We start from the raw sequence: 19787 nt of genomic DNA, 5'->3' as shown, positions 1-19787 counted from the left end.
CGCCTTGCGATCTTCCGCCGGCCGGGTTAGCCCATGATCAACGATCCGCCGCCGGGGATATGTGCCCGGTCATTGCATTTGACGAGGGAACAGCGCCGCCATGACCGTCAACAAAGTCATCTACGATACGGATATTGGCGTCGACGACGCCATGGCCCTTCTGATGCTGGTATTTTCCCCGAAGGTCGATCTGGTCGGCATCACGACGGTATTCGGCAATATTCCGGTCGAGATCGCGACGCGCAACGCACTCTACGTGAAGGACTATTTCAATATCGCAGCACCGGTCGCCGAAGGCGCCGGCACGCCCCTGCACCTCGCATCGAAAGCCGCGCCCGTCCACGTCCACGGCGCGAATGGCCTCGGCGATATTCCGCTGCCTGACGTGATCCACGCAAAGCCGCATGAACTTCCCGCCCATCGCTTCATCATCGAGACGGTTCGCGCCAATCCGCACGAGATCTCGATCGTCGCGGTCGGCCGTATGACCAATCTGGCACTGGCGCTGCGCGAAGATCCGGAGATCGCCTCGCTCGTGAAGGAAGTCATCATCATGGGCGGCGCCTTCGGCTATCACGGCCATTCGGGCAATGTGACGCCGGTGGCCGAAGCCAACATCATCGGCGACCCGCATGCGGCTGACGAGATGTTCGCGGCCGCATGGCCGATCGTCGTGCTTGGCCTCGACGTGACCCAGGAATGCGTGATGACGACGGCCTATATGGCCGATATCCGAGACAGGGGTGGCAAGGGCGGCCAGTTCCTCTGGGATGTGACGCGCTTCTACGAGGACTTCTATCGCAAGGCGGTTGGTATCGACGGCGTCTTCGGCCATGATTCCTCGGCCGTGGCCTATCTGCTGGACCCGACGCTCTATGAGGTCCGCCACGGCCCGATCCGGGTCGTGACAGAAGGCATCGCCATCGGTCAGACGATCCAGATGCCGAACACACGCCGCTTCCCCGCCGCCGCCGAAGCCTTCGCCGGACGGCCTGAAGCGACTGTATGCATCGAGGTCGATGCGCCGCGCTTCCTGACGCTGTTTGCCGACATCATCGTCAACGCTTCGCAGATCGACAACTGAGACTTCGGTTCGCGGCGGCCGGCCCAACGGCCCGTCGCCCGAGCTGGCTTGCCTCAGCGTCAGTGTCCAGACCAGATCGATATCACGCTTGCTGCCTTCTTTAAGTCGGCAACCGCTCAAGTAGAACCAAGCCTGCCTTGCGATCTTGTGCCGGCCGGGTTAGCCCATGTCCTGTAGACGTGCAGCCTGCCGGCATTCCCCGATACAGGCATCGTGCAAGGAAAAACGCTCCAATGGCAGCGAAGAAGGTCATTTACGATACCGATCCCGGCGTCGACGACGCTATGGCGCTTATCTTTCTCGACGCCGCGCCGGATGTCGAACTGGTCGGAATCACCACGGTTCTCGGCAACCACCGGATTGATACCACCACGCGCAATGCCCTCTTCCTGAAGGATTACTTCAATATCGCCGCGCCGGTTGCCCAGGGTGCCGGCAAGCCGCTGGTGATTGATGAGGGCGAACCGCCGGTTTATGTCCATGGCAGCAACGGCCTCGGCGACATTCCGCTGCCCGACATCATCCGCTCGAAGCCGCATGAACTGCCGGCCCATCGCTTCATCATCGAGACCGTGCGGGCCAATCCGCATGAGATTTCGATCGTAGCGGTCGGCCGCATGACCAATCTGGCGCTGGCGCTACGCGAGGATCCCGAGATCGCCGCCCTCGTCAAAGAGATCGTCATCATGGGCGGTGCGTTCGGCTATCGCGGCCATGGCGGCAATGTCACGCCGGTGGCCGAGGCCAATATCATCGGCGATCCACATGCCGCCGACGAGATCTTCGCCGCGTCCTGGCCAATCGTCGTGGTGGGGCTCGATGTGACGCAGGAGGCCGTGGTGAGCTTGACCTATCTCGAGCAGCTGCGCGATACGGCTGGTCGTGCGGGTCAGTTCATCTGGGATATCTCGCGATTCTACGAGAATTTCTATTTCCAGTCGACCGGACTGCCGGGCTTCCCCGTGCATGACAGCTCGGCGGTCGGTTATCTTCTCGATCCAACCCTCTTCACCACGCGCGCCGGCCCGATCCGTGTCGTCACAGAGGGCATCGCCATCGGCCAGACGATCCAGATGCCAAACAACCGCAGCTTCCCGCCAGGCAATGCCTGGGAGGGACGGCCGGATCATCTGGTCTGCATCGACAGCGATCCGGAACGCTTCCTGAAACTCTATTTCGACACCGTCGTTGCCGCTTCGCGGCGCGACAACTGAGGATCGCGCAGGGATGACGGACGGCGCGACCGAAATGCTTCTTTGCACCTCGATCCCACCCCGCTTCGGCGGCGAGGATGAGGCGCGGCAGCTCTCGCGCGCCGGGCTGACCATCGCCGATGCCATCGCCTCCTTCGAGGCGGCGAGCTTCCGCGTCGTCTCGGTCAATCGCCAGGGGGAAGCCGCGGGCATCCGCGGTTTCCCGACGGTCGAGATCCGCGAAGTGCCGCCAGGCGGCCTCTTCCCGAACAAATATGGCCCGAATTTCGGCCAGATCTTCGAGCAGTTCAGCGACGATCCTGGCGCCATCGTCAATGCCGACATCTATATGGTGAAAAGCGATATCGCGTCGGTGCTGGCGACGCGGCCGGGCACCGTCCTGATCGCCCGCCGGCTCGACGTCGCGACAGCGGCCACCGGCGTCGTCGGCACCTATAATCGCGGCATCGACGGCATCTTCTTTTCTGGCGGCGCGCTTGCCGAGCTTGCCGCCGATCCCGATGTCGGCGCTTTCCAGATGGGCGCGCCCTATTGGGACATCCTGCTGCCGACCGTTGCCTCGCTTCATCATTCGGTCGAGTTCGTCGCGGCGCCGTTCCTGCTGCACGAGGTGCATCCGGCACGCTGGAACAGCGCCGACTACAAGATGCTGCGCGAACGGGCGGTCAATGTGATGGTCGCCCACGCCCGCCGCTATCAGGCGACCCGGCCGCGCGCCGCGGCCTTCCTGGCGGGCCTCGAAGCGTTCCTCGGCGGCCCTTTCGAGCCGCTCACCGAGCGGAAGATCAAGGACAGTGCCGTCTTCATGAATCTCTGGCTGGCCAAGATCGAGCAGAGCCCGAGCCGGCTGGTGGCCGTCGACTACAACGACCCGACGATCAACCGCTTCATCTCGCAATTGTTCAGCCACACGGCCGAGGCGCTGTCGATCGCCAACTGGCTGGATGCGCGCGAGGATGACGGCCAGCAATCGCTGTTCGGCAAGGTGCATCGCTTCGTCAAGCTGATCCTGCGCACGCGGCGGGCGCAGAAGAAGGTCGAGCGCGTGCGAAAGGTCTTCCCGAGCTGATCAGGTTCAGCCGGCCCGCGCTGGCGGCCTTCCGCCAATCACGGTCGTCGCCTCCGCGCCATTCCTGACGCCTTCCGCAAGACACTGCTCGAGGCCAGCGCCGGCAAGCCGTGCAGCCAGGAATCCGGCTAGGAATGCGTCGCCGGCACCGGTCGTATCGACGGCCGCAACGGTTGGCGGCTGCGCTTTCAGCCGGATCTGCGCCGTGGCGACCTCGGCACCCGCCGCGCCGCGCTTGACCGCGACGAGGCCATAGCGATTGGTCAGGAAGCGTATCTGCGCCGCCGGATCGTCCGAGCCGGCGAGAAACGCCGCCTCGTCCTCGTTGGGAAACAGGATCGATGCGTCGCGCGTCCAGCCGAGGAAATTGTCCCGGCCGACCTCGTCGAGAAAGCCCACCGAGGCCGGATCGACGGTGACCGTGATGCCGCGGGCCCGCGCCACGGCCATCAGCGACATGACCGCTGCGCGCGGCCCAGGCGTGAACAACGCGTATCCCGAGACATGGACGAGCTCGAGTCCCGACAGCAGCGAGACCGGAAGATCGTCGTTCGAGAGCGTGTCATTGGCGCCACGATCGGTGAGGAACGAGCGCTGACCGCCTTCTGATATCAGCGCGATCAGCATGCCCGTGCCGCGCGTTTCGTCGATGCCGAGACGCGGCGTGACGCCGGCCTCGGCCAACGCGCGCGCCTGCTCCTCGGCATCGCGGCGGCCGACCTTGCCGGCCAGCGCCACGGGGATACCGAGATGAGCGAGCCAGGCCGCCTGGTTGCAGGCCGAGCCACCGGGATAGAGGCCGATCCGCGCCCGCCGATCGGAACCGGGCACGATCGGGCCCTCCGGCTGGACGATGACATCGGTCATCACATCGCCGATGACGAGGACGCGGGGCGGTGGCAGCTCGGTTCTTGAGGCGGACGCAGACATGGTGGACGGGTCGAATCGCGATGGAGGGCTTGCTTCCGACCTTCTATAATGCGAATCGCGCTCCTCGATATGCTTGATCCGGGCGGCGGCGGGGTCCATCTCAGCCTACCCGCATCTTTTCGCTCCTTGCCGAGGCCGTGCGCATGACAGCCGACAATCCGCTTCTTTCGACCTGGACGACGCCGTTCGGCATGCCGCCCTTTGCGGCGATCGAGCCGGCGCATTACCGTCCGGCATTCGAAGCTGCGATCGCGGACCACCAGAGCGAGATCGCCCTGATCGCCGGAAATCCCGAAGCGCCTAGCTTCGCCAACACGATCGAAGCGATGGAACGGGCCGGGCGCAAGCTCGACCGTGTCGCTGCGGTCTTCTTCAACCTGACGGGCGCGCACACCAATGACGCACTCGAGGCGATCGAGATGGAGATCGCTCCGCTCCTCTCGCGCCATCGCAGCGCGATCTATTTGAGCGAGGCACTGTTCCAGCGCATCGATACGCTCATGAAGAACGGCGATGGCGGGCTCGATGCGGAGCAGGCGCGCGTTCTGGAGCGCTATCACACCGGTTTCCGCCGTTCGGGCGCCGGATTGCCGGCCGAGACCAAGGCGCGGCTCGCGGCGATCTCGGAGCGGCTCGCGACGCTCGGAACCACCTTCGGCCAGAACGTGCTCGCCGACGAGAAGGGATGGACGCTCGTGCTGGAGGGCGGCGACGACCTCGCAGGCCTGCCCGATTTCCTGATCGCCTCAGCCTCCCAGGCCGCCAAGGATCGCGGCCTCCAAGGCAAATATCTCATCACGCTGTCGCGCTCGTCGATCGAGCCGTTCCTGCAATTCTCGGCCCGGCGTGACCTCCGCGAAAAGGCCTTCGAAGCCTGGACGGCGCGCGGCGAGGCCGGCAAGACCGACAACCGCGCGATCATCGCCGAGACGGTCGCGCTCCGCGCCGAGCAGGCGGAACTGCTCGGCTTCGAGAGCTTCGCGCATTTCCGCCTCGACGATTCCATGGCCAAGACGCCGGAAGCGGCGATGAACCTGCTGACCTCCGTCTGGGCGCCAGCCCGCGCCCGCGCCATCGAGGAGCGTGCGGCGCTGCAGGCGCTTGTGCATGAAGAGGGCGGCAATTTCGAGCTCGCCGCCTGGGACTGGCGCTATTATTCGGAGCGCCGGCGCAAGGCCGAATTCGATCTCGACGAAGCCGGGTTGAAGCCATACCTCCAGCTCGACAAGGTCATCGAGGCCGCCTTCGACACGGCGACGCGGTTGTTCGGCGTCCGCTTCCTGGAGCGGAAGGATGTCGAGGCCTATCATCCGGACGTCCGCGTCTTTGAGGTGACAGACGCCAGCGGCGATCTGGTCGGCATCTTCCTCGGAGACTATTTCGCGCGGCCCTCCAAGCGCAGCGGCGCCTGGATGAGCGACTATCGTGGCCAGGAGCGGCTCGTCGGTAATGTCAGGCCGATCATCGTCAATGTGATGAACTTCGCGAAGGGCGCCGACGGCGCGCCGACGCTGCTCTCCTATGATGACGCACGCACCCTGTTCCACGAATTCGGCCACGGACTGCACGGCCTGCTTTCGGACGTGACCTATCCCTCGATCGCCGGCACCAGCGTCGCGCGCGATTTCGTCGAGTTTCCGTCGCAGCTTTATGAGCACTGGTTCGAGCGCCCGGAAATTCTCGAGCGCTTCGCGGTTCACTACCGCACCGGGGAGCCGATGCCGGCTTCGCTCATCGAGCGCCTCAAGGCGAGCCGCAGCTTCAATCAGGGCTTTGCGACGGTCGAATATGTCTCCTCGGCGCTGGTCGATCTCCGGCTTCACCTCCTGAAGGATGGTGCCGGCCTCGATTCGACGGCTTTCGAAAAGGGTATTCTCGCCGAGATCGGCATGCCGCAGGCCATGGTGATGCGTCATCGCACGCCGCATTTCCAGCATGTCTTCGCCGGCGACGGCTACTCTTCGGCCTATTACAGCTATCTCTGGTCCGAGACGCTCGACGCCGACGGTTTCGACGCGTTCGAGGAAGCCGGCGACATCTTCTCGCCGGACGTCGCTTCGCGTCTCAAGGAATTCGTCTATTCGGCGGGCAACCGCCGCAAGCCCGACGAGGCCTATCGCGCTTTCCGCGGCCGCGATCCCGATCCGTCGGCGCTGCTCAGGAAGCGCGGCCTGATGGACACGGCCGTCTGACAATCCCGCGCAATCATAACCAAGAAAAGGATCCCCTCATGGCCAATGCCAAGCCGACCCCGACCAAGGCCGATCTCTCGGCGATCGAACTGAAGATGCTGGCCCGTGTCGCGCGGCCCGGCCCCTATGTCGGCCTCGACGGCAAGGCCGTCCAGCGGCTGATCGAGTTCGGCCTCGTCAAGACCCGCGTCGCCGGCTACCAGCTCACCGACGAAGGCTTCGCGCTGCTGCGCGCCGAATAAAAAAGGCGGAGGCCTCAGCCTCCGCCTTTCGGCACGTCTCGGGGCGACTTCACACGTCGAGATTGATGACGCTCAGCGCGTTGTCCTGGATGAATTCGCGGCGGGGCTCGACGTCGTCACCCATCAGCTTGGTGAAGAGGTCATCGGCCGCGTCGGCTTCCTTGACGCGCACCTGCAGCAGAGAGCGGACGTTCGGATCGAGCGTCGTTTCCCAAAGCTGGCTGGCGTTCATCTCGCCGAGGCCCTTATAGCGCTGCATGGTGATGCCCTTGCGGCCGGCGGCGAAGACCGCCTCCAGCAGCGAACGCTGGCCGAAGATCGCGGTTTCCAGCTCCTTGCGGCGGAACACCGAAGGCCGTTCGAACACTTCGCGCATCTTGGCCGAGAGGCTGTCGAGCTTGCGGGCGTCCGCGCTGTCGATCAGCGCCGCGTCGATCATCGCCGCCTCGCGCACGCCGCGCACCTCGCGCTCGAACAGGTAGCCGCCGTCGCGTCCGAGCGTGCCGGTCCAGCCCTGCTCCGTCTCATCCGAGATCGAGTCGAGCCGCTCCGCGACCTTCTGCACGGCGGCAAGAGCCGCCTCGGGATCGTTCATCACCGCGCTCGACAGCGCCCCAGCGATCGCCGCCTGCTCGACGAGCCGGCGGTCATAGCGCGTGTGCAGTCCGTCGATGATGTGCTTGACCTGGCGGGCGTCGTTGACGATCGCGGCGAGATCGGCGCCTGCCCGTACTTCGCCGCTCTCCAGATGCAGCGCTGCATCGTCGACGCCCTGGTCGATGAGGTAGTCCTCGAGCGCGCGTTCGTTCTTCAGATACTGCTCAGAGCGGCCCTTTGTGACCTTGTAGAGCGGCGGCTGCGCAATGAAGATATGGCCGCGCTCGATCAGCTCCGGCATCTGGCGGAAGAAGAAGGTCAGCAGCAAGGTACGGATATGGGCGCCGTCGACGTCGGCGTCCGTCATGATGATGATCTTGTGGTAGCGCAACTTGTCGGGCGCGAACTCGTCCTTACCGATCGAGGTGCCGAGCGCGATGATCAGCATGCCGATCTGTTCGGATGACAGCATCTTGTCGAAGCGCGCACGCTCGACATTCAGAATCTTGCCGCGCAACGGCAGCACGGCCTGGTTCTCGCGATTGCGACCCTGCTTCGCCGACCCGCCTGCCGAGTCGCCCTCGACGATGAAGATCTCGGACTTCGAAGGATCGCGCTCCTGGCAGTCGGCGAGCTTGCCGGGCAGCGAGGCGATGTCGAGAGCGCCCTTGCGCCGCGTCAACTCACGCGCCTTGCGGGCGGCTTCCCGCGCCGTTGCGGCTTCCACGACCTTGGCGACGATCTGCTTCGATTCGGCCGGATGCTCCTCGAACCACATGCCGAGCGCCTCGTTGACGAGGCTCTCCACCACCGGACGCACCTCGGAGGAGACGAGCTTGTCCTTGGTCTGCGAGGAGAATTTCGGATCGGGCACCTTGACCGACAGCACGGCCGTCAGGCCCTCGCGACAGTCGTCGCCGGTGAGCGAGACCTTCTCGCGCTTCGAGATGCCCTCGCGGTCGGCATAACCGGTGACCTGGCGGGTCAGCGCGGCGCGGAAGCCGGCAAGATGGGTGCCGCCGTCGCGCTGCGGGATGTTGTTTGTGAAGCAGAGCACGTTCTCGTGGTAGCTGTCGTTCCACCACATCGCGACTTCGACAGTGATGCCGTCGCGCTCGGCCGAGAGGCTTATCGGCCCCTGCAGCAGCGGATGCTTGGCGCGGTCGAGATAGCGCACGAAGGCCTCGAGGCCGCCGTCATAGACAAGCTCCTCGCGGCGCGGCTCGACGCCACGGCGGTCGGTCAGCACGATGCGGACGCCCGAGTTCAGGAAGGCAAGCTCGCGCAGCCGATGTTCGAGCGTGTCGAAATCGAACTCCACCTTGGTGAAGGTCTCGGTCGAGGGCAGGAAGGTGATCTCGCTGCCGCTGCGGCCTTCATAAACGCCGGAGACCACCTGTGATTCATAGGTGCCGGTGACTTGGAGCGGGCTGTCGGAATTGCCGTGCGTGAAACTCATCTCGTGGATCTTGCCGCCCCGACGAATCTTCAGCTTCAGCCATGCCGAGAGCGCGTTGACGACTGAAACACCCACGCCATGGAGGCCGCCGGAGACCTTGTAGGAGTTCTGGTCGAACTTACCGCCGGCATGCAGCTGGGTCATGATGACCTCGGCCGCGGAAATGCCCTCGCCCGTGTGGATATCGGTCGGAATGCCGCGCCCATTGTCGATGACCGTGCAGGAGCCATCCGGGTTCAGTGTCACACTGACGAGATCGGCATGGCCCGCCAGCGCCTCGTCGATGGCGTTGTCGACCACCTCATAGACCATGTGATGCAGGCCGGACCCGTCATCGGTGTCGCCGATATACATGCCCGGACGCTTGCGGACAGCATCCAAGCCCTTGAGCACCTTAATGGAATCGGCGCCGTAGGCTTCCGAGGCATTGTCGCGGGCGAAATCCGACATTCAGTGTTTCCTGGGTGGTCCTGCACCGCGCGCACAGGCGGCGCGCGCGAGCATCGATTCGTAGGGCTAATCTATTGCTTCTTCGAAGAAATTGCACCTTCGTGACTATCCGCCAAAGACGGCGCGAAGGTGGCGGCGGCTCAACGGACGATCTGCGCTTGCGCTCGCCGGAGGCCCAGACGATCCTCGGCGCTCATCCGCCCGATGGGCGGCAGCAAGGACGACCGCGCGCATGATGCACTGGATCGATCAGTTCCTCGCCAGCTACGGGCTGATCGTGGTCTATCTCGGCGTCATCATCGAGGGTGACAGCATCCTCCTCGCCGCCGGCTTTCTCGCCCATCAGGGCATTCTCGATCCCTTCGGCGTGTTCCTCGCCGCCTTTGCGGGCTCTCTCACCGGCGACCAAGTGCTCTATTATATAGGACGTTATGCGCGGGATTCGAGATTTGTGAAGCGCCAGACGGCGCGACCCGCCTTTACGCGCGTGCTCGATCTCATCAAGCGCCACCGCGTTCTGTTCATCCTCTCGTTCCGCTTCATCTATGGCGTCCGCACGATCAGCCCGATCGCGATCGGCATCGCCGGGGTGCCGCCCCTGCTCTACACGGTGCTTAACGTCATCGCCGCAGCAGCCTGGGCCGCGCTGATCACGACCATCGGCTACGTCTTCGGCCATCTCATCGAGCAGTATTCCGGCCGCCTGCATGGCTTCGAGCACAAGCTTCTGATCGCGCTGGCAATCGGCGCAGTGTCGCTGGTGGTCCTGCATTTTGGGCGCGAAGCGGTGCTGAGGCGGCAGGACAGGTCGGCCGCTCTGAAGGACTGATCGAGCCGGGCGTCAGTTCGGCTCGGGCGTCTGATGACGCTGCTTCGGCGTCTTGAGGCCCGACCAGCTGGCATTGATCTCGGCGCCGACCAGAACGGAAAGCGCCGTGAACCACAGCCAGAGCAGGAAGATCACAGCGCCACCCAGCGACCCATAGGTCGCGTCATAGACCGCGATGCGCGTGACATAGAACGAGAAGAGCGAACAGCCCGGCAGCCAGATCAGCGTAGCTGCGATCGCGCCCGGCAACATCCGCCGCGCCTTCCGCCAGGGACCGCCGGGCTTGCGATGCGGAACCACGAAATAGATCGCCGATATCGATGAAAAGGCGATCAACGCCAGGATCGGCCAGCGGATCAAGAGCAGCGTAGTGACGCTCGCATAGGGCACATGCAGGATGGAGAGCGCGACCGGCACCGCCGCGATCACCGTCAGCGTCAGGATGGCGAAGATCACCGCGCCAACCGTCAGCGCCAGTGAGATGCCGATCGAGACAAAAATGTTGCGGTCGTCCTTCACCTCATAGGCGAAGTTGACGCCGCTCATCAGCGCCGCGACGCCCGCACGCGAACTCCAGAGCGCGATGGCAAGACCGATGAAGAGGCCCGCATTGAGCTGCGCAGGCCCCTTGCTCGCCAAGGCCGTCAGGAAGTCGAGAACGATAGGGCGCGCCTCATCGGGCAGCACCGATGCGATATCGGCTGCATGCTTCGTCACACCCGAAAGATCAAACAGGAGGCCGTAGAGCGAGATGAAGATCGCCAACGCAGGAAACACCGCCAGAAAGCCATAGAAGGCGACGCCAGCGGCGATCAGGGCGTCATCATGCGCAACGAAGCGCATGAAGACGTCGACCAGCACTTTCCATGCGATGACGGGAAACGGCCGGCGTTTACGGATGGCCTCGGAAATCGCGCGGTCCGCATCGTCCGTTCCGCTGTCTGCCGTCTCGGCCCGCATTGCCGCCATCAAGCCAGTCCTCTCCGTCGACCCCGCGTGATGCTAACAGAAACACCGATGCGGGCCATCTGCACGGAAGAGGCGGATTACCGCCTGGTGAACGCCCAGCCGGCAAGCGCCGATGCGAGCGCCGCCGTCGCGGCCACAAGCGCGATTGCCACCAGCGGCTGCTCGGTCGAGCGTCGGGCCAGCATGCGCCCAAACGCGGACGACGCTTCACCAGCCGATCGAGCCTTTTCCTCGGCCTCGTCGGCCAGATCATGGAACACGTTGCGGGCGACTTCGCGATTATTCCTGGCGGCGCGGGCCGCCTCTGAAGTCGCGGCGCGCGCGGCGCGGCGTGCATGCGCGCTGACCGCGCTCGCCGTGGCACCGATCTTCTCAGCTGCTTCCTGAAAATCGCCGGACTGGACCATTGGAGCACTCCCGTTCAAACGTTGCAGTGCGACAACGCACGAGAGCCCGAATCGTTCACCTACCGGTTCGGCCGAACCTCGCCCCTGGCACCTGGCCGCGCTCACGATCCGCGTCCTTGGCGGGTCAACGCAGCGGCGGGTCGCTTTCGCCGGCCACGAGATGCATCGGCCAGATTTCCTGGACGAGGCCGATCGGATGCTGGTCGCGATAGGCCGGCATGGTCGCAAGCAGCCCCTCGGCAAGGCGGCGCCCCAGTCCGGACAGCTCGATGCGAAAACAGGTGAGCGGCGGCGACAGGAAGCGCGACTGCGGGGAATCGCGGAAGCCGATGACGGCCATGTCGCGACCTGGCGTCAGCCCCGCCTCATGCAGCCGCCGATAGACGCCAATCGCCATGATCTCATTGACGAGCAGCACAGCCGTCGGCCGTTCGGGGAGCTTCAGCAGGCGGTCGACCGCGTCATAGCCGCCCATCTCGCTGGTCTCGGCGCGGATGACAAGATCAGGATCGAAAGACAGACCTTCGGCCGCCAGCGCCTCGCGATAACCATCGGCGAAAACATAGCCGAGATTGAGTTCGGAACCGGCCGTAACGAGCCCGATACGGCGATGACCGCGTTCGACCAGACGGTGGATCGATGCATGCGCAACACCAGCAAAATCGAGATCGATCCAGGGATGCGTTCCGCCGGAAAGGCTGCGGCCCAGCGCCATGAACGGGATCTCGCTTTCGATGAGGTGGTCGATGCGGGGGTCGCGGCGCTGGATCGCGGAAATGAACAATCCGTCGACGAACCGCCGTGAGACGACGCGGCGGAGATGCTCGAGCGGATCCTGATCGAAGGGACAGAGCAAAACGATCAGGTCCAGATGGTGCCGGGCGAAAACCTGCTGCACACCGGCATAAACGCTGGTGAAGAAGGTATCGCCATAGAGACTGGTCTCGCTGTTGGTCTCGACAACGAAACCGATGGAGTTCGTCGTGCCCTGACGAAGGCTGCGGCCCGACTGGTTCGGCACATAGCCGATGGCCGCAGCGGCCTCGAACACACGCCGGCGCGTCTCGGGATTGACATCAGAGCGGCCGTTAAGCGCGCGCGACACCGTTCCGATCGAGATATTGAGATGCCGCGCCAGGTCGCGAATGCTCACGCGAGAACGTCCTCCCATCGCGCCCTGATCATCGCGGGCGCGGCACGCTGCCGCTTCATCGCGGCGGTGGATTGATGCCGTAGCGCATTGCTCGTCCACATGCGAGCCCTTGACAAGGCATCGCACCTGTTGTGTTGTCGTAAACGTTTACGACGCTCTTGCAGTGCACCGAAAACGATTGCGGTGCACCATATGGCGTCGATGGGAGGAGACCAGGAATGCAGCGTGCCGCGTTGATCGGTTGCGGAGCCATGAGTCGTGCATGGTTCGAGGCAGCCAAGACCATTGATGGCCTTGAGATCGTTGGCGTTGCGGATATCGACGCCGAAAGAGCGGCCAGCCGCGCCGCCGAATTCGGTCTCGACGATGCGGTGCTCGCCACCAGCATCGAGGAACTGCTCGAGAAGGCCTCGCCTGAAATCCTGTTCGACGTCGTCGTGCCCGGCGCGCGGCATCACGTCGTCTCGGCGGCGCTGGCCGCCGGATGCCACGTCCTTTCCGAAAAGCCGATGGCCAACTCGCTTGACGAGGCACGCGACCTCGTCGCCCGTGCCAAGGCCGCGGATCGTCTGCATGTGGTGATCCAGAACCGCCGCTATCTCGAGGGGCCGCGCCGCATTCGCCGCGCCGTTGCCGCCGGCCTCATCGGCGATGTCACCAGCCTGCATTGCGACTTCTTCCTCGGACCGCATTTCGGCGGTTTCCGCGAGGAGATGGAGCATGTGCTGCTGCTCGACATGGCGATTCACACCTTCGACGCAGCCCGCTTTCTTGCTGGAAAGCAGCCCGAAGGCGTCTATTGCCGCGAGTGGGAGCCGAAGAGTTCCTGGTACAAGCAAGGCTCGTCGGCCGCCGCCATCTTCGAGTTCGGCGATGGCGTGATCTTCAATTATCGCGGTTCGTGGTGCGCGGAAGGGCTCGGAACGAGCTGGGAAAGCGCCTGGCGGATTGTCGGGACCAAGGGCTCGCTCACCTGGGACGGGCATGACGATATCCGGGCCGAGGTCGCCACAGGGGCGTCCGCAGGCCTCTTCTCCGAGGTGGCCGCAGTCGAGATTCCTCCCCTCGATCCGGCCGACCGCACGGGCGGCCACCTCGGCCTCATCCAGGACTTCGTCGCCGCGACGCGCGGCGGCTCCGAGCCCGAGACGGTCGGGCATCAGAATATCCGCAGCCTCGCGATGGTGTTCGGCGCCATCGAGAGCGCCACGGGCGGACGTCGCGTCGACATCAACATCTAGGAGCTGCCGCCCCTGAGGGCGACGACGGCCCCGACCCACCATCAAGGAGCAGCTGGTGACCAATCCTCTTCTCGACATCCGCATCGGCACCATGATCAAGGGCAACCTGCCGGATCCGGCCGCCTATGTGCGCGAGATCCTGCCGCTCGGCTTCGAGTCGATCGAGCCCTTCTTCTGGCAGACCATTGGCGGCAAGGACATTCCGAAGCTGGCCGCGGAGCTCAAGGAAGCCATCGGCGACCGTGATGTCGTCATCGATACGCTCGGCATGTTCGGCAATCCGCTCGAGGACGGCGATCTCGACCGCCAGACGCTCGAGGGATGGAAGACACTGATCGACAATGCCCATCTCTTCGGCGCCAAGACGATCGCCGGCTTCACCGGCCGCGTGCGTGGCCGGCCGCTCGAGGAAAGCCTGCCGCGCTACAAGGAAGTCTGGAGCGAGCTTGCGAAGCGCGCGGCCGACAAGGGCATACGCCTTGCATTCGAGAATTGCGCGATGGACGGCAACTGGGCGTCGGGCGACTGGAACATCGCCCACAACCCCGACGCCTGGGAGCTCATCTTCAACGAGACGCCAGACGACAATATCGGGCTCGAATGGGAGCCCTGCCACCAGATGGTCTATCTGATCGATCCGATCCCGCAGATCCGCAAATGGGCGCCGAAGTTCTTCCACATCCACGGCAAGGACGCGACCATTCGCTGGGACGTCATTCGCGAGAACGGCATTTTCGGCAAGTATCCCTTCGTCCAGATGCGCTCGCCCGGCTTCGGCGACAGCGACTGGACGCGTGTCATCAGCGAGTTGCGCCTCGCTGGCTTCAAAGGCACGATCGACATCGAAGGCTGGCATGATCCGGTTTACCGCAACGCCCTCGAAATGACGGGGCAGGTGCGGTCGCTCAACTATCTGAAGGAAGCGCGTGGCGGCGCGGCTTTCGTCGCCGATCCGGCCTGATCGATCTTCGCCGGCCTTCCAGCCGGCGATGGGCGCGCTGCTTCAAGCGGCGCGCTTGATGCCCTGGAGGGGGCGCTACGGTCTCTTGAACTTGAAACGTGGAGGAAAAATATGTCGAAGACAGCCATGCTGCTGGCCGGCGCGATCGGGCTTTTGGGCTCGACGGTGTTCGCCTCAGCCGAGGACGTTACGCTCGATGTCTGGACGATCGATCGCGAGTCGGATCCGGGCTACATGTATGTGATGGCGCAGGAGTTCCAGAAGCTCCATCCCGACATCAAGTTCAACATCAAGCATGTCGAGTTCGCCGACTGGGCCAACGACATCACCCGCGCGGTCGCGACCGGCACGGCGCCTGACGTCGCCTATGTCGACAATCCGAACACGCCGTTCCTGTCCTCGAAGGGTGCGCTGCTCGACATCTCGCCCTATCTCAAGGACTCGAAGATCGTTGACACCTCGAAGATCTTCCCGGGCCCGCTTTCGACCGTCACATGGGACGGCAAGATCTACGGGTTGCCGCGCGGCTCGAACACGATCGCGCTCTACTACAACAAGGACATGTTCAAGGCTGCTGGCCTTGATCCGGAAAAGCCGCCGCAGACCTGGGCCGATCTCTACGACGCGGCCAAGAAGCTGACCGATCCGGCGAAGAACGTCTACGGCCTCGCCTTCTCGGCGAATGCGAACGAGGAAGGCACCTTCCAGTTCCTGCCGTGGATCCAGTCGACCGGCGGCAATTTCGACAAGGTGAATGGCGAGGGTGCCGTGAAGGCGCTCGAGCTCTGGCAGAAGATCATCGACGAGAAGCTCGCTTCGCCCGACACGCTGATCCGCGGTCAGTACGACTCCTTCGCAACCTTCAATGCCGGCAATGCCGCCATGGCCATCTCGGGCCCGTGGGAACTGCCCCGCATGTCGAAGGACGCCAAGTTCGATGTCGGCGTCACGCTGCTGCCGATCGAGAAGGAAGGCGATGCCCGCGCCTCGGCGCTCGGCGAGGGCAACAACGTGATCTTCGCCAAGTCGAAGCATCCGAAGGAAGCCTTCATGTATCTCGAATACATGTACTCGCAGATGCCGCGCGTCTGGAACGAGTTCGGCTTCGTGCCGTCCTACCCGGTCGATGTGAAGGATCCGAAGTGGCCGGCTGAATATGCTGTCTTCATCGAGTCGATGAAGTATGCCCGCGCACGCGGCCCGTCGCCGGATTGGGCGAAGATCTCCAAGGCGATCTCCACCGCGATCCAGCAGGCGCTGACGCACCAGGCCGACGCCCAGACCGCGCTCAACACGGCGCAGACGACGATCGACGGCATCGTCAAGAAGTAACAGAGACGGCCCCCGGCAGCAGGCTGTCTGGGGCCGTTTTCCATTCGCAGCCGGCCAGCGCCCTCGATGCGCGGCCGCCCTTTCGATCCCACGCCTTCCGGAGTCAGCGCCATGTCGGCCCTCTTACGCACCATGCGCGACGGCCATGGCTTCGATGCCACGCTCGCCTTGCTGGCGCTCGCCTATCTGCTGGTCTTCTCGGCGTTCCCGCTCGTCTACAACATCATCATGTCGTTCCAGGAAGTGGACATGTTCAGTCTCGCTTCCCTGGTTCGGCCGTTTGTCGGTCTGGCCAACTACAAGTCGCTGTTCGCCTCGCCCGACTTCTGGCCGGTGATCTGGAACACGGTGGTGTTCGTCGGGCTTTGCATCATCTTCCAGCTCGCGATCGGCTTCGGCCTCGCGCTGTTCTTCCAGCAGGAATTTCCTGGCGGCAGCTTTCTGCGCGGCCTGTTCCTCGCCGCATGGATCATGCCGGCGCTGGTCGCCGGCGCCGTGTGGAAGTGGATCTTCGCCGGCGATTTCGGCGTGCTCAACTACATCCTGCAGTCGGCGGGACTGATCGACAGCAAGGTCTTCTGGCTCTCGAATCCGCAGATTTCGCTCTATTCGGTGATCATCGCCAATATCTGGCTCGGCATTCCCTTCAACATGATCCTGCTGTCGGTCGGGCTCGTCGGCATTCCGAAGGACATGTACGAGGCGGCGGCGCTCGATGGCGCCAATGCATGGCAACGCTTCTGGCACATGACGCTGCCGATGATGCGCTCGACAATCGGCGCGGTGGTCTCGCTCGGCATCATCTTCACGCTGCAGCAGTTCGACCTCTTCGCCTCGCTGACGCAGGGTGGCCCTGCAAACGCCTCCAACGTCGCGCAATACTGGTCGTGGCAGCTCTCGTTCCAGATCTATGACATCGCCTCAGGCAGCGCGGTCTCCTGCCTCATGCTCGGCTTCGTCATCATCGTGGCGGTGATCTATGTCCGCTCCACCCGCCATGAACACCGGGCCTGAGGCACGATCATGAAGCGCTACATCCTCCTCGCCCTCGCCATCCTGTTCCTCGCGGTCTACCTGTTCCCGCTCTACTGGATGTATCTGACGGCCTTCAAACCCTCGACCGAGACCTTCGTCTATCCGCCGACCTTCTGGCCAGGCGACCCGCAGTTCAACTTCGTCGACGTCTTCATCAGCAAGAAGATGAGCAGCTATCTCTGGAACTCGCTCGTCATCGCCATCGGCACGACCGCCATTGCCGCCTTCTTCGGCACGGGCTGCGCCTATGCGCTGGCCCGTGTCCGGAATATCGGCATGGACATCGTGCTGTTCCTGATCCTGATGATGCAGGTCCTGCCATCCTCGCTCATGGCGACGCCGATCTTCGTGCTGTTCAACCAGATCGGCCTCATCGCGACGCCGCGACTTGCGGTAGTGCTGGCCCAGGCGGCCAAGGTGCTACCGCTCTTTATCGTGTTGACCCGGACTTCCTTCATGCAGATCCCGAAGGAGCTGGAAGAGGCGGCCCGCGTCGATGGTGCGACGCGGCTCGGCGCATTCCTGCGCATCGCGGTGCCGCTCGCGCGGAACGGCATCCTTGTCACCTCGGTGCTGATCTTCCTGCAGTCGTTCGGCGAATATGTCTATTCGCGCTCGATGATCTCGGAGGAGTCGCTCCAGACTGCCACCGTCGGCCTGATGAACTTCATGGGCCCGAATACAACCGACTGGAATGGCATCATGACCTATTCGGTCATCTATGTGACGCCGATCCTGTTGGTCTTCGTGCTGCTGCAGCGCAAGATCGTCAGCGGGCTCACGGCTGGCGCCCTGAAGTAGTCGGCCGGCGCGTGTCGGGAATGAGATGCGTCTCGACGCTGCCGAGCGGCACGCCGAGGCGATAGATGGTGCCGCGGCTGAGCAGCGCGCCCGAGGCGAGACGGGTGATGCGGTCCTCACAATGCAGCTTCAGCGGCGGTTTCCCCCGCCGGCGCAGCCAGATGTCGTAGGAGAGGCGCACGCCATCGGCCTCGACACGGACTTTGGCCGGCGCGGCAAGATCCTGCCTTTCTCCCACATAGGTTCCCGGACCCGACTTCCGAAAGCGCCAGGTCCGTCGGTCCGTCATGCCGTCATCGAAGCGGAAGAACTGGTCGAGAACGAAGGCATCTTTGCTCTGACGACCTGTCGTCCAGACGAGAAAACCGCGATCGAGCCCGATCGCCCGGCTGCGCAATCGGCCGCGACCGATGGCAAGCCCCTCGAATGTCGCCTCGAAGGAACTGGCGGATACGGGTTGCGATGGCGCAGGCGCCGCCACAGCCCCGGCAAGGCACAGCCAGGCCGCCAACAGAACCAGCAGTCGCCGCATCGAAGCCCTCACGCGTCATGACGATATCGCCTCAACGAGAGCGCAAGTCTATGTCGGGTTTCGGTCTGATTGAAGGCGGCGGCGCTTGTTCAGGCGGCGTTGGAGGCCGCCGCGTCGCCGGTCAGCACGGCATAGAGCGCCGTCTGGTCGCTGGAGGCCCTGAGCTTGGCCGCAAGGCCAGGCTCGCGCAGCAGCCGCGCAATGCGGGCGAGCGCCTTCAGATGATCCGCGCCAGCGCTTTCAGGCGCCAACAGCAGGAAGATGAGGTCCACCGGCTGGTCATCGAGCGATTCGAAATCGATCGGCTTGGCGAGGCGCGCAAAGATGCCGTGGATTCGCTTCAGGGATCGGATCTTGCCGTGCGGAATGGCAATGCCATTGCCGACCCCGGTCGAGCCCAGCCTCTCACGCTGCAGCAGCGTGTCGAAGATCTGACGCTCGTCGAGACCGGTCTGGCGCGCAGCCCGCTCTGCCAATTCCTGCAAAGCCTGCTTCTTGCCGTTCGCTTTCAGCGCCGGGATGATCGTATCCGGGCTGATGAGATCGCTTAGGTCCATGACTTGGTTCAAAATGCCTTGTTCAAACCCTGGGTGCGTAACCCGCCTCCTCGGCGCGCCACTGGAGCGCGCCGAGCAGTTATTCCACCTTAAGCGGAATCACAGGCTGACGGAATCCCCTTTGGCGATTGCTGCCGGGTCGATCCATCCAATATTGCCGTCGCGACGACGGTAAACGACGTTCACGCCGCCGTGCCCGGCATGGCGGAACACAACCACCTGCGCATCGGCAAGGTCCATTGCCATCACGGCGCCAGACACGGACAGCGTCCGCAACGACTTCGTTTCCTCGGCGATCACCATCGGATTGTAATCCGAGGCGAGTTCCTCGTCCTCGTCGGGGGTCGCGGCGAGCACGACGTAATTCGCATCCGCATCCGGGACAACGCGGCTGTCGTGGTGATGATCCTTGAGGCGCCGCTTGTAGCGTCGCATCTGCTTCTCGATCCGCTCCGCGGCCTGCTCGAAGGTCGGATAGATCTCGTGCCCGCGCCCCTCGGCCTGGAGGTCGAGTCCGCTGTCGAGATGCAATGCGCAATCGACCCGATAGCCCGCGCCGTCGCGCTCGAGCACAACACGACCGGAAAAACCTCCGTCGAAATATTTCTCGACGACGGCACCGACCCGGCCTTCGACATGCGTGCGATAGGCGTCGCTGATCTCGATATGCTTACCGGAAATGCGGAGAGTCATGGAGCACGTACCCTTTGGACGTCGTTGCGATCCGAGGCTC

The 19787-nt window shown here is 63.8% G+C and carries 19 protein-coding genes; 11 read left to right on the top strand and 8 right to left on the bottom strand.

Features of this window, described 5'->3' with window-relative positions; genetic code table 11:
* Positions 1 to 100: 100 nt before the first annotated feature.
* From BUB39_RS13475 to BUB39_RS13465, 3 genes are all read left to right on the top strand, one after another.
* A complete protein-coding gene (locus BUB39_RS13475; protein WP_073054076.1) occupies positions 101 to 1084 on the top strand; it encodes a nucleoside hydrolase in 984 nt (327 codons plus the stop codon).
* Positions 1085 to 1317: 233 nt separating this feature from the next.
* Positions 1318 to 2298: a nucleoside hydrolase gene (locus tag BUB39_RS13470; protein ID WP_073054074.1), complete on the top strand. Its 981-nt coding sequence runs from the start codon at positions 1318 to 1320 to the stop codon at positions 2296 to 2298.
* A gap of 13 nt (positions 2299 to 2311) precedes the next feature.
* Entirely contained in the window at positions 2312 to 3367 is a 1056-nt protein-coding gene (locus tag BUB39_RS13465; RefSeq protein ID WP_073054072.1) for a hypothetical protein, read from the top strand.
* A gap of 6 nt (positions 3368 to 3373) precedes the next feature.
* On the opposite strand, the gene BUB39_RS13460 is transcribed toward BUB39_RS13465, so the two are convergent.
* Positions 3374 to 4297 (bottom strand): carbohydrate kinase family protein, encoded by a 924-nt coding sequence (locus BUB39_RS13460; protein WP_073054272.1) that lies wholly within the window; start codon positions 4295 to 4297, stop codon positions 3374 to 3376.
* A 143-nt stretch (positions 4298 to 4440) separates the two neighbouring features.
* On the opposite strand from BUB39_RS13460, the gene BUB39_RS13455 reads away from it, so the two are divergent.
* Both BUB39_RS13455 and BUB39_RS13450 read left to right on the top strand, forming a co-directional pair.
* Positions 4441 to 6489, top strand: coding sequence for a M3 family metallopeptidase (locus BUB39_RS13455; protein WP_073054070.1), 2049 nt, complete (start codon positions 4441 to 4443; stop codon positions 6487 to 6489).
* 38 nt (positions 6490 to 6527) lie between these two features.
* Positions 6528 to 6731 (top strand): hypothetical protein, encoded by a 204-nt coding sequence (locus BUB39_RS13450; protein WP_073054068.1) that lies wholly within the window; start codon positions 6528 to 6530, stop codon positions 6729 to 6731.
* 49 nt (positions 6732 to 6780) lie between these two features.
* On the opposite strand, the gene gyrB is transcribed toward BUB39_RS13450, so the two are convergent.
* Positions 6781 to 9237: a DNA topoisomerase (ATP-hydrolyzing) subunit B gene (gene gyrB, locus BUB39_RS13445; protein WP_073054066.1), complete on the bottom strand. Its 2457-nt coding sequence runs from the start codon at positions 9235 to 9237 to the stop codon at positions 6781 to 6783.
* Between the two features lie 232 nt (positions 9238 to 9469).
* On the opposite strand from gyrB, the gene BUB39_RS13440 reads away from it, so the two are divergent.
* Positions 9470 to 10066: a DedA family protein gene (locus BUB39_RS13440; RefSeq protein ID WP_073054064.1), complete on the top strand. Its 597-nt coding sequence runs from the start codon at positions 9470 to 9472 to the stop codon at positions 10064 to 10066.
* Positions 10067 to 10078: 12 nt separating this feature from the next.
* On the opposite strand, the gene BUB39_RS13435 is transcribed toward BUB39_RS13440, so the two are convergent.
* The 3 genes from BUB39_RS13435 to BUB39_RS13425 all read right to left on the bottom strand — a co-directional run bounded on the left by BUB39_RS13435 (position 10079) and on the right by BUB39_RS13425 (position 12595).
* Positions 10079 to 11035, bottom strand: coding sequence for a YihY/virulence factor BrkB family protein (locus BUB39_RS13435; protein WP_073054062.1), 957 nt, complete (start codon positions 11033 to 11035; stop codon positions 10079 to 10081).
* Positions 11036 to 11112: 77 nt separating this feature from the next.
* Positions 11113 to 11442, bottom strand: a complete 330-nt coding sequence (locus tag BUB39_RS13430; RefSeq protein WP_073054060.1) for a hypothetical protein — start codon at positions 11440 to 11442, stop codon at positions 11113 to 11115.
* Between the two features lie 124 nt (positions 11443 to 11566).
* On the bottom strand, positions 11567 to 12595 hold the full coding sequence (locus BUB39_RS13425) for a substrate-binding domain-containing protein (protein ID WP_244540242.1): 1029 nt from the start codon (positions 12593 to 12595) through the stop codon (positions 11567 to 11569).
* A gap of 218 nt (positions 12596 to 12813) precedes the next feature.
* On the opposite strand from BUB39_RS13425, the gene BUB39_RS13420 reads away from it, so the two are divergent.
* The 5 genes from BUB39_RS13420 (at position 12814) to BUB39_RS13400 (ending at position 17965) form a co-directional block, all read left to right on the top strand.
* Positions 12814 to 13836 (top strand): Gfo/Idh/MocA family protein, encoded by a 1023-nt coding sequence (locus BUB39_RS13420; RefSeq protein ID WP_073054047.1) that lies wholly within the window; start codon positions 12814 to 12816, stop codon positions 13834 to 13836.
* A gap of 91 nt (positions 13837 to 13927) precedes the next feature.
* Positions 13928 to 14797: a sugar phosphate isomerase/epimerase family protein gene (locus tag BUB39_RS13415; protein WP_073054269.1), complete on the top strand. Its 870-nt coding sequence runs from the start codon at positions 13928 to 13930 to the stop codon at positions 14795 to 14797.
* A gap of 111 nt (positions 14798 to 14908) precedes the next feature.
* Positions 14909 to 16129: an ABC transporter substrate-binding protein gene (locus BUB39_RS13410; protein WP_073054045.1), complete on the top strand. Its 1221-nt coding sequence runs from the start codon at positions 14909 to 14911 to the stop codon at positions 16127 to 16129.
* Between the two features lie 111 nt (positions 16130 to 16240).
* Positions 16241 to 17143 (top strand): carbohydrate ABC transporter permease, encoded by a 903-nt coding sequence (locus tag BUB39_RS13405; protein ID WP_073054043.1) that lies wholly within the window; start codon positions 16241 to 16243, stop codon positions 17141 to 17143.
* Between the two features lie 9 nt (positions 17144 to 17152).
* Entirely contained in the window at positions 17153 to 17965 is an 813-nt protein-coding gene (locus BUB39_RS13400) for a carbohydrate ABC transporter permease (protein ID WP_073054041.1), read from the top strand.
* Here the strand turns inward: BUB39_RS13400 and BUB39_RS13395 are convergent.
* The 3 genes from BUB39_RS13395 to hpf form a co-directional block, all read right to left on the bottom strand.
* Positions 17943 to 18497, bottom strand: a complete 555-nt coding sequence (locus BUB39_RS13395) for a DUF3833 family protein (protein WP_073054039.1) — start codon at positions 18495 to 18497, stop codon at positions 17943 to 17945. The two genes, BUB39_RS13400 and BUB39_RS13395, sit on opposite strands and share 23 nt — an antisense overlap.
* A gap of 89 nt (positions 18498 to 18586) precedes the next feature.
* Positions 18587 to 19054, bottom strand: coding sequence for a PTS IIA-like nitrogen regulatory protein PtsN (gene ptsN / locus BUB39_RS13390; protein ID WP_073054027.1), 468 nt, complete (start codon positions 19052 to 19054; stop codon positions 18587 to 18589).
* A 99-nt stretch (positions 19055 to 19153) separates the two neighbouring features.
* Positions 19154 to 19747 (bottom strand): ribosome hibernation-promoting factor, HPF/YfiA family, encoded by a 594-nt coding sequence (gene hpf / locus BUB39_RS13385; RefSeq protein WP_073054025.1) that lies wholly within the window; start codon positions 19745 to 19747, stop codon positions 19154 to 19156.
* Positions 19748 to 19787 lie beyond the last annotated feature (40 nt).

This window comes from Kaistia soli DSM 19436, from assembly GCF_900129325.1.
GTDB classification, from domain to species: domain Bacteria; phylum Pseudomonadota; class Alphaproteobacteria; order Rhizobiales; family Kaistiaceae; genus Kaistia; species Kaistia soli.
Note: the sequence above shows the minus strand (reverse complement) of the source record. Positions and strands in the feature narration are given on the sequence as shown.

What these genes read in the sequence shown, in the direction of transcription:
- BUB39_RS13475 (WP_073054076.1), top strand. Translation starts at nt 101, where the DNA reads ATGACCGTCAACAAAGTCATCTACGATACGGATATTGGCGTCGACGAC.
- BUB39_RS13470 (WP_073054074.1), top strand. Translation starts at nt 1,318, where the DNA reads ATGGCAGCGAAGAAGGTCATTTACGATACCGATCCCGGCGTCGACGAC.
- BUB39_RS13465 (WP_073054072.1), top strand. Translation starts at nt 2,312, where the DNA reads ATGACGGACGGCGCGACCGAAATGCTTCTTTGCACCTCGATCCCACCC.
- BUB39_RS13460 (WP_073054272.1), bottom strand. Translation starts at nt 4,297, where the DNA reads ATGTCTGCGTCCGCCTCAAGAACCGAGCTGCCACCGCCCCGCGTCCTC.
- BUB39_RS13455 (WP_073054070.1), top strand. Translation starts at nt 4,441, where the DNA reads ATGACAGCCGACAATCCGCTTCTTTCGACCTGGACGACGCCGTTCGGC.
- BUB39_RS13450 (WP_073054068.1), top strand. Translation starts at nt 6,528, where the DNA reads ATGGCCAATGCCAAGCCGACCCCGACCAAGGCCGATCTCTCGGCGATC.
- gyrB (WP_073054066.1), bottom strand. Translation starts at nt 9,237, where the DNA reads ATGTCGGATTTCGCCCGCGACAATGCCTCGGAAGCCTACGGCGCCGAT.
- BUB39_RS13440 (WP_073054064.1), top strand. Translation starts at nt 9,470, where the DNA reads ATGATGCACTGGATCGATCAGTTCCTCGCCAGCTACGGGCTGATCGTG.
- BUB39_RS13435 (WP_073054062.1), bottom strand. Translation starts at nt 11,035, where the DNA reads ATGGCGGCAATGCGGGCCGAGACGGCAGACAGCGGAACGGACGATGCG.
- BUB39_RS13430 (WP_073054060.1), bottom strand. Translation starts at nt 11,442, where the DNA reads ATGGTCCAGTCCGGCGATTTTCAGGAAGCAGCTGAGAAGATCGGTGCC.
- BUB39_RS13420 (WP_073054047.1), top strand. Translation starts at nt 12,814, where the DNA reads ATGCAGCGTGCCGCGTTGATCGGTTGCGGAGCCATGAGTCGTGCATGG.
- BUB39_RS13415 (WP_073054269.1), top strand. Translation starts at nt 13,928, where the DNA reads ATGATCAAGGGCAACCTGCCGGATCCGGCCGCCTATGTGCGCGAGATC.
- BUB39_RS13410 (WP_073054045.1), top strand. Translation starts at nt 14,909, where the DNA reads ATGTCGAAGACAGCCATGCTGCTGGCCGGCGCGATCGGGCTTTTGGGC.
- BUB39_RS13405 (WP_073054043.1), top strand. Translation starts at nt 16,241, where the DNA reads ATGTCGGCCCTCTTACGCACCATGCGCGACGGCCATGGCTTCGATGCC.
- BUB39_RS13400 (WP_073054041.1), top strand. Translation starts at nt 17,153, where the DNA reads ATGAAGCGCTACATCCTCCTCGCCCTCGCCATCCTGTTCCTCGCGGTC.
- BUB39_RS13395 (WP_073054039.1), bottom strand. Translation starts at nt 18,497, where the DNA reads ATGCGGCGACTGCTGGTTCTGTTGGCGGCCTGGCTGTGCCTTGCCGGG.
- ptsN (WP_073054027.1), bottom strand. Translation starts at nt 19,054, where the DNA reads ATGGACCTAAGCGATCTCATCAGCCCGGATACGATCATCCCGGCGCTG.
- hpf (WP_073054025.1), bottom strand. Translation starts at nt 19,747, where the DNA reads ATGACTCTCCGCATTTCCGGTAAGCATATCGAGATCAGCGACGCCTAT.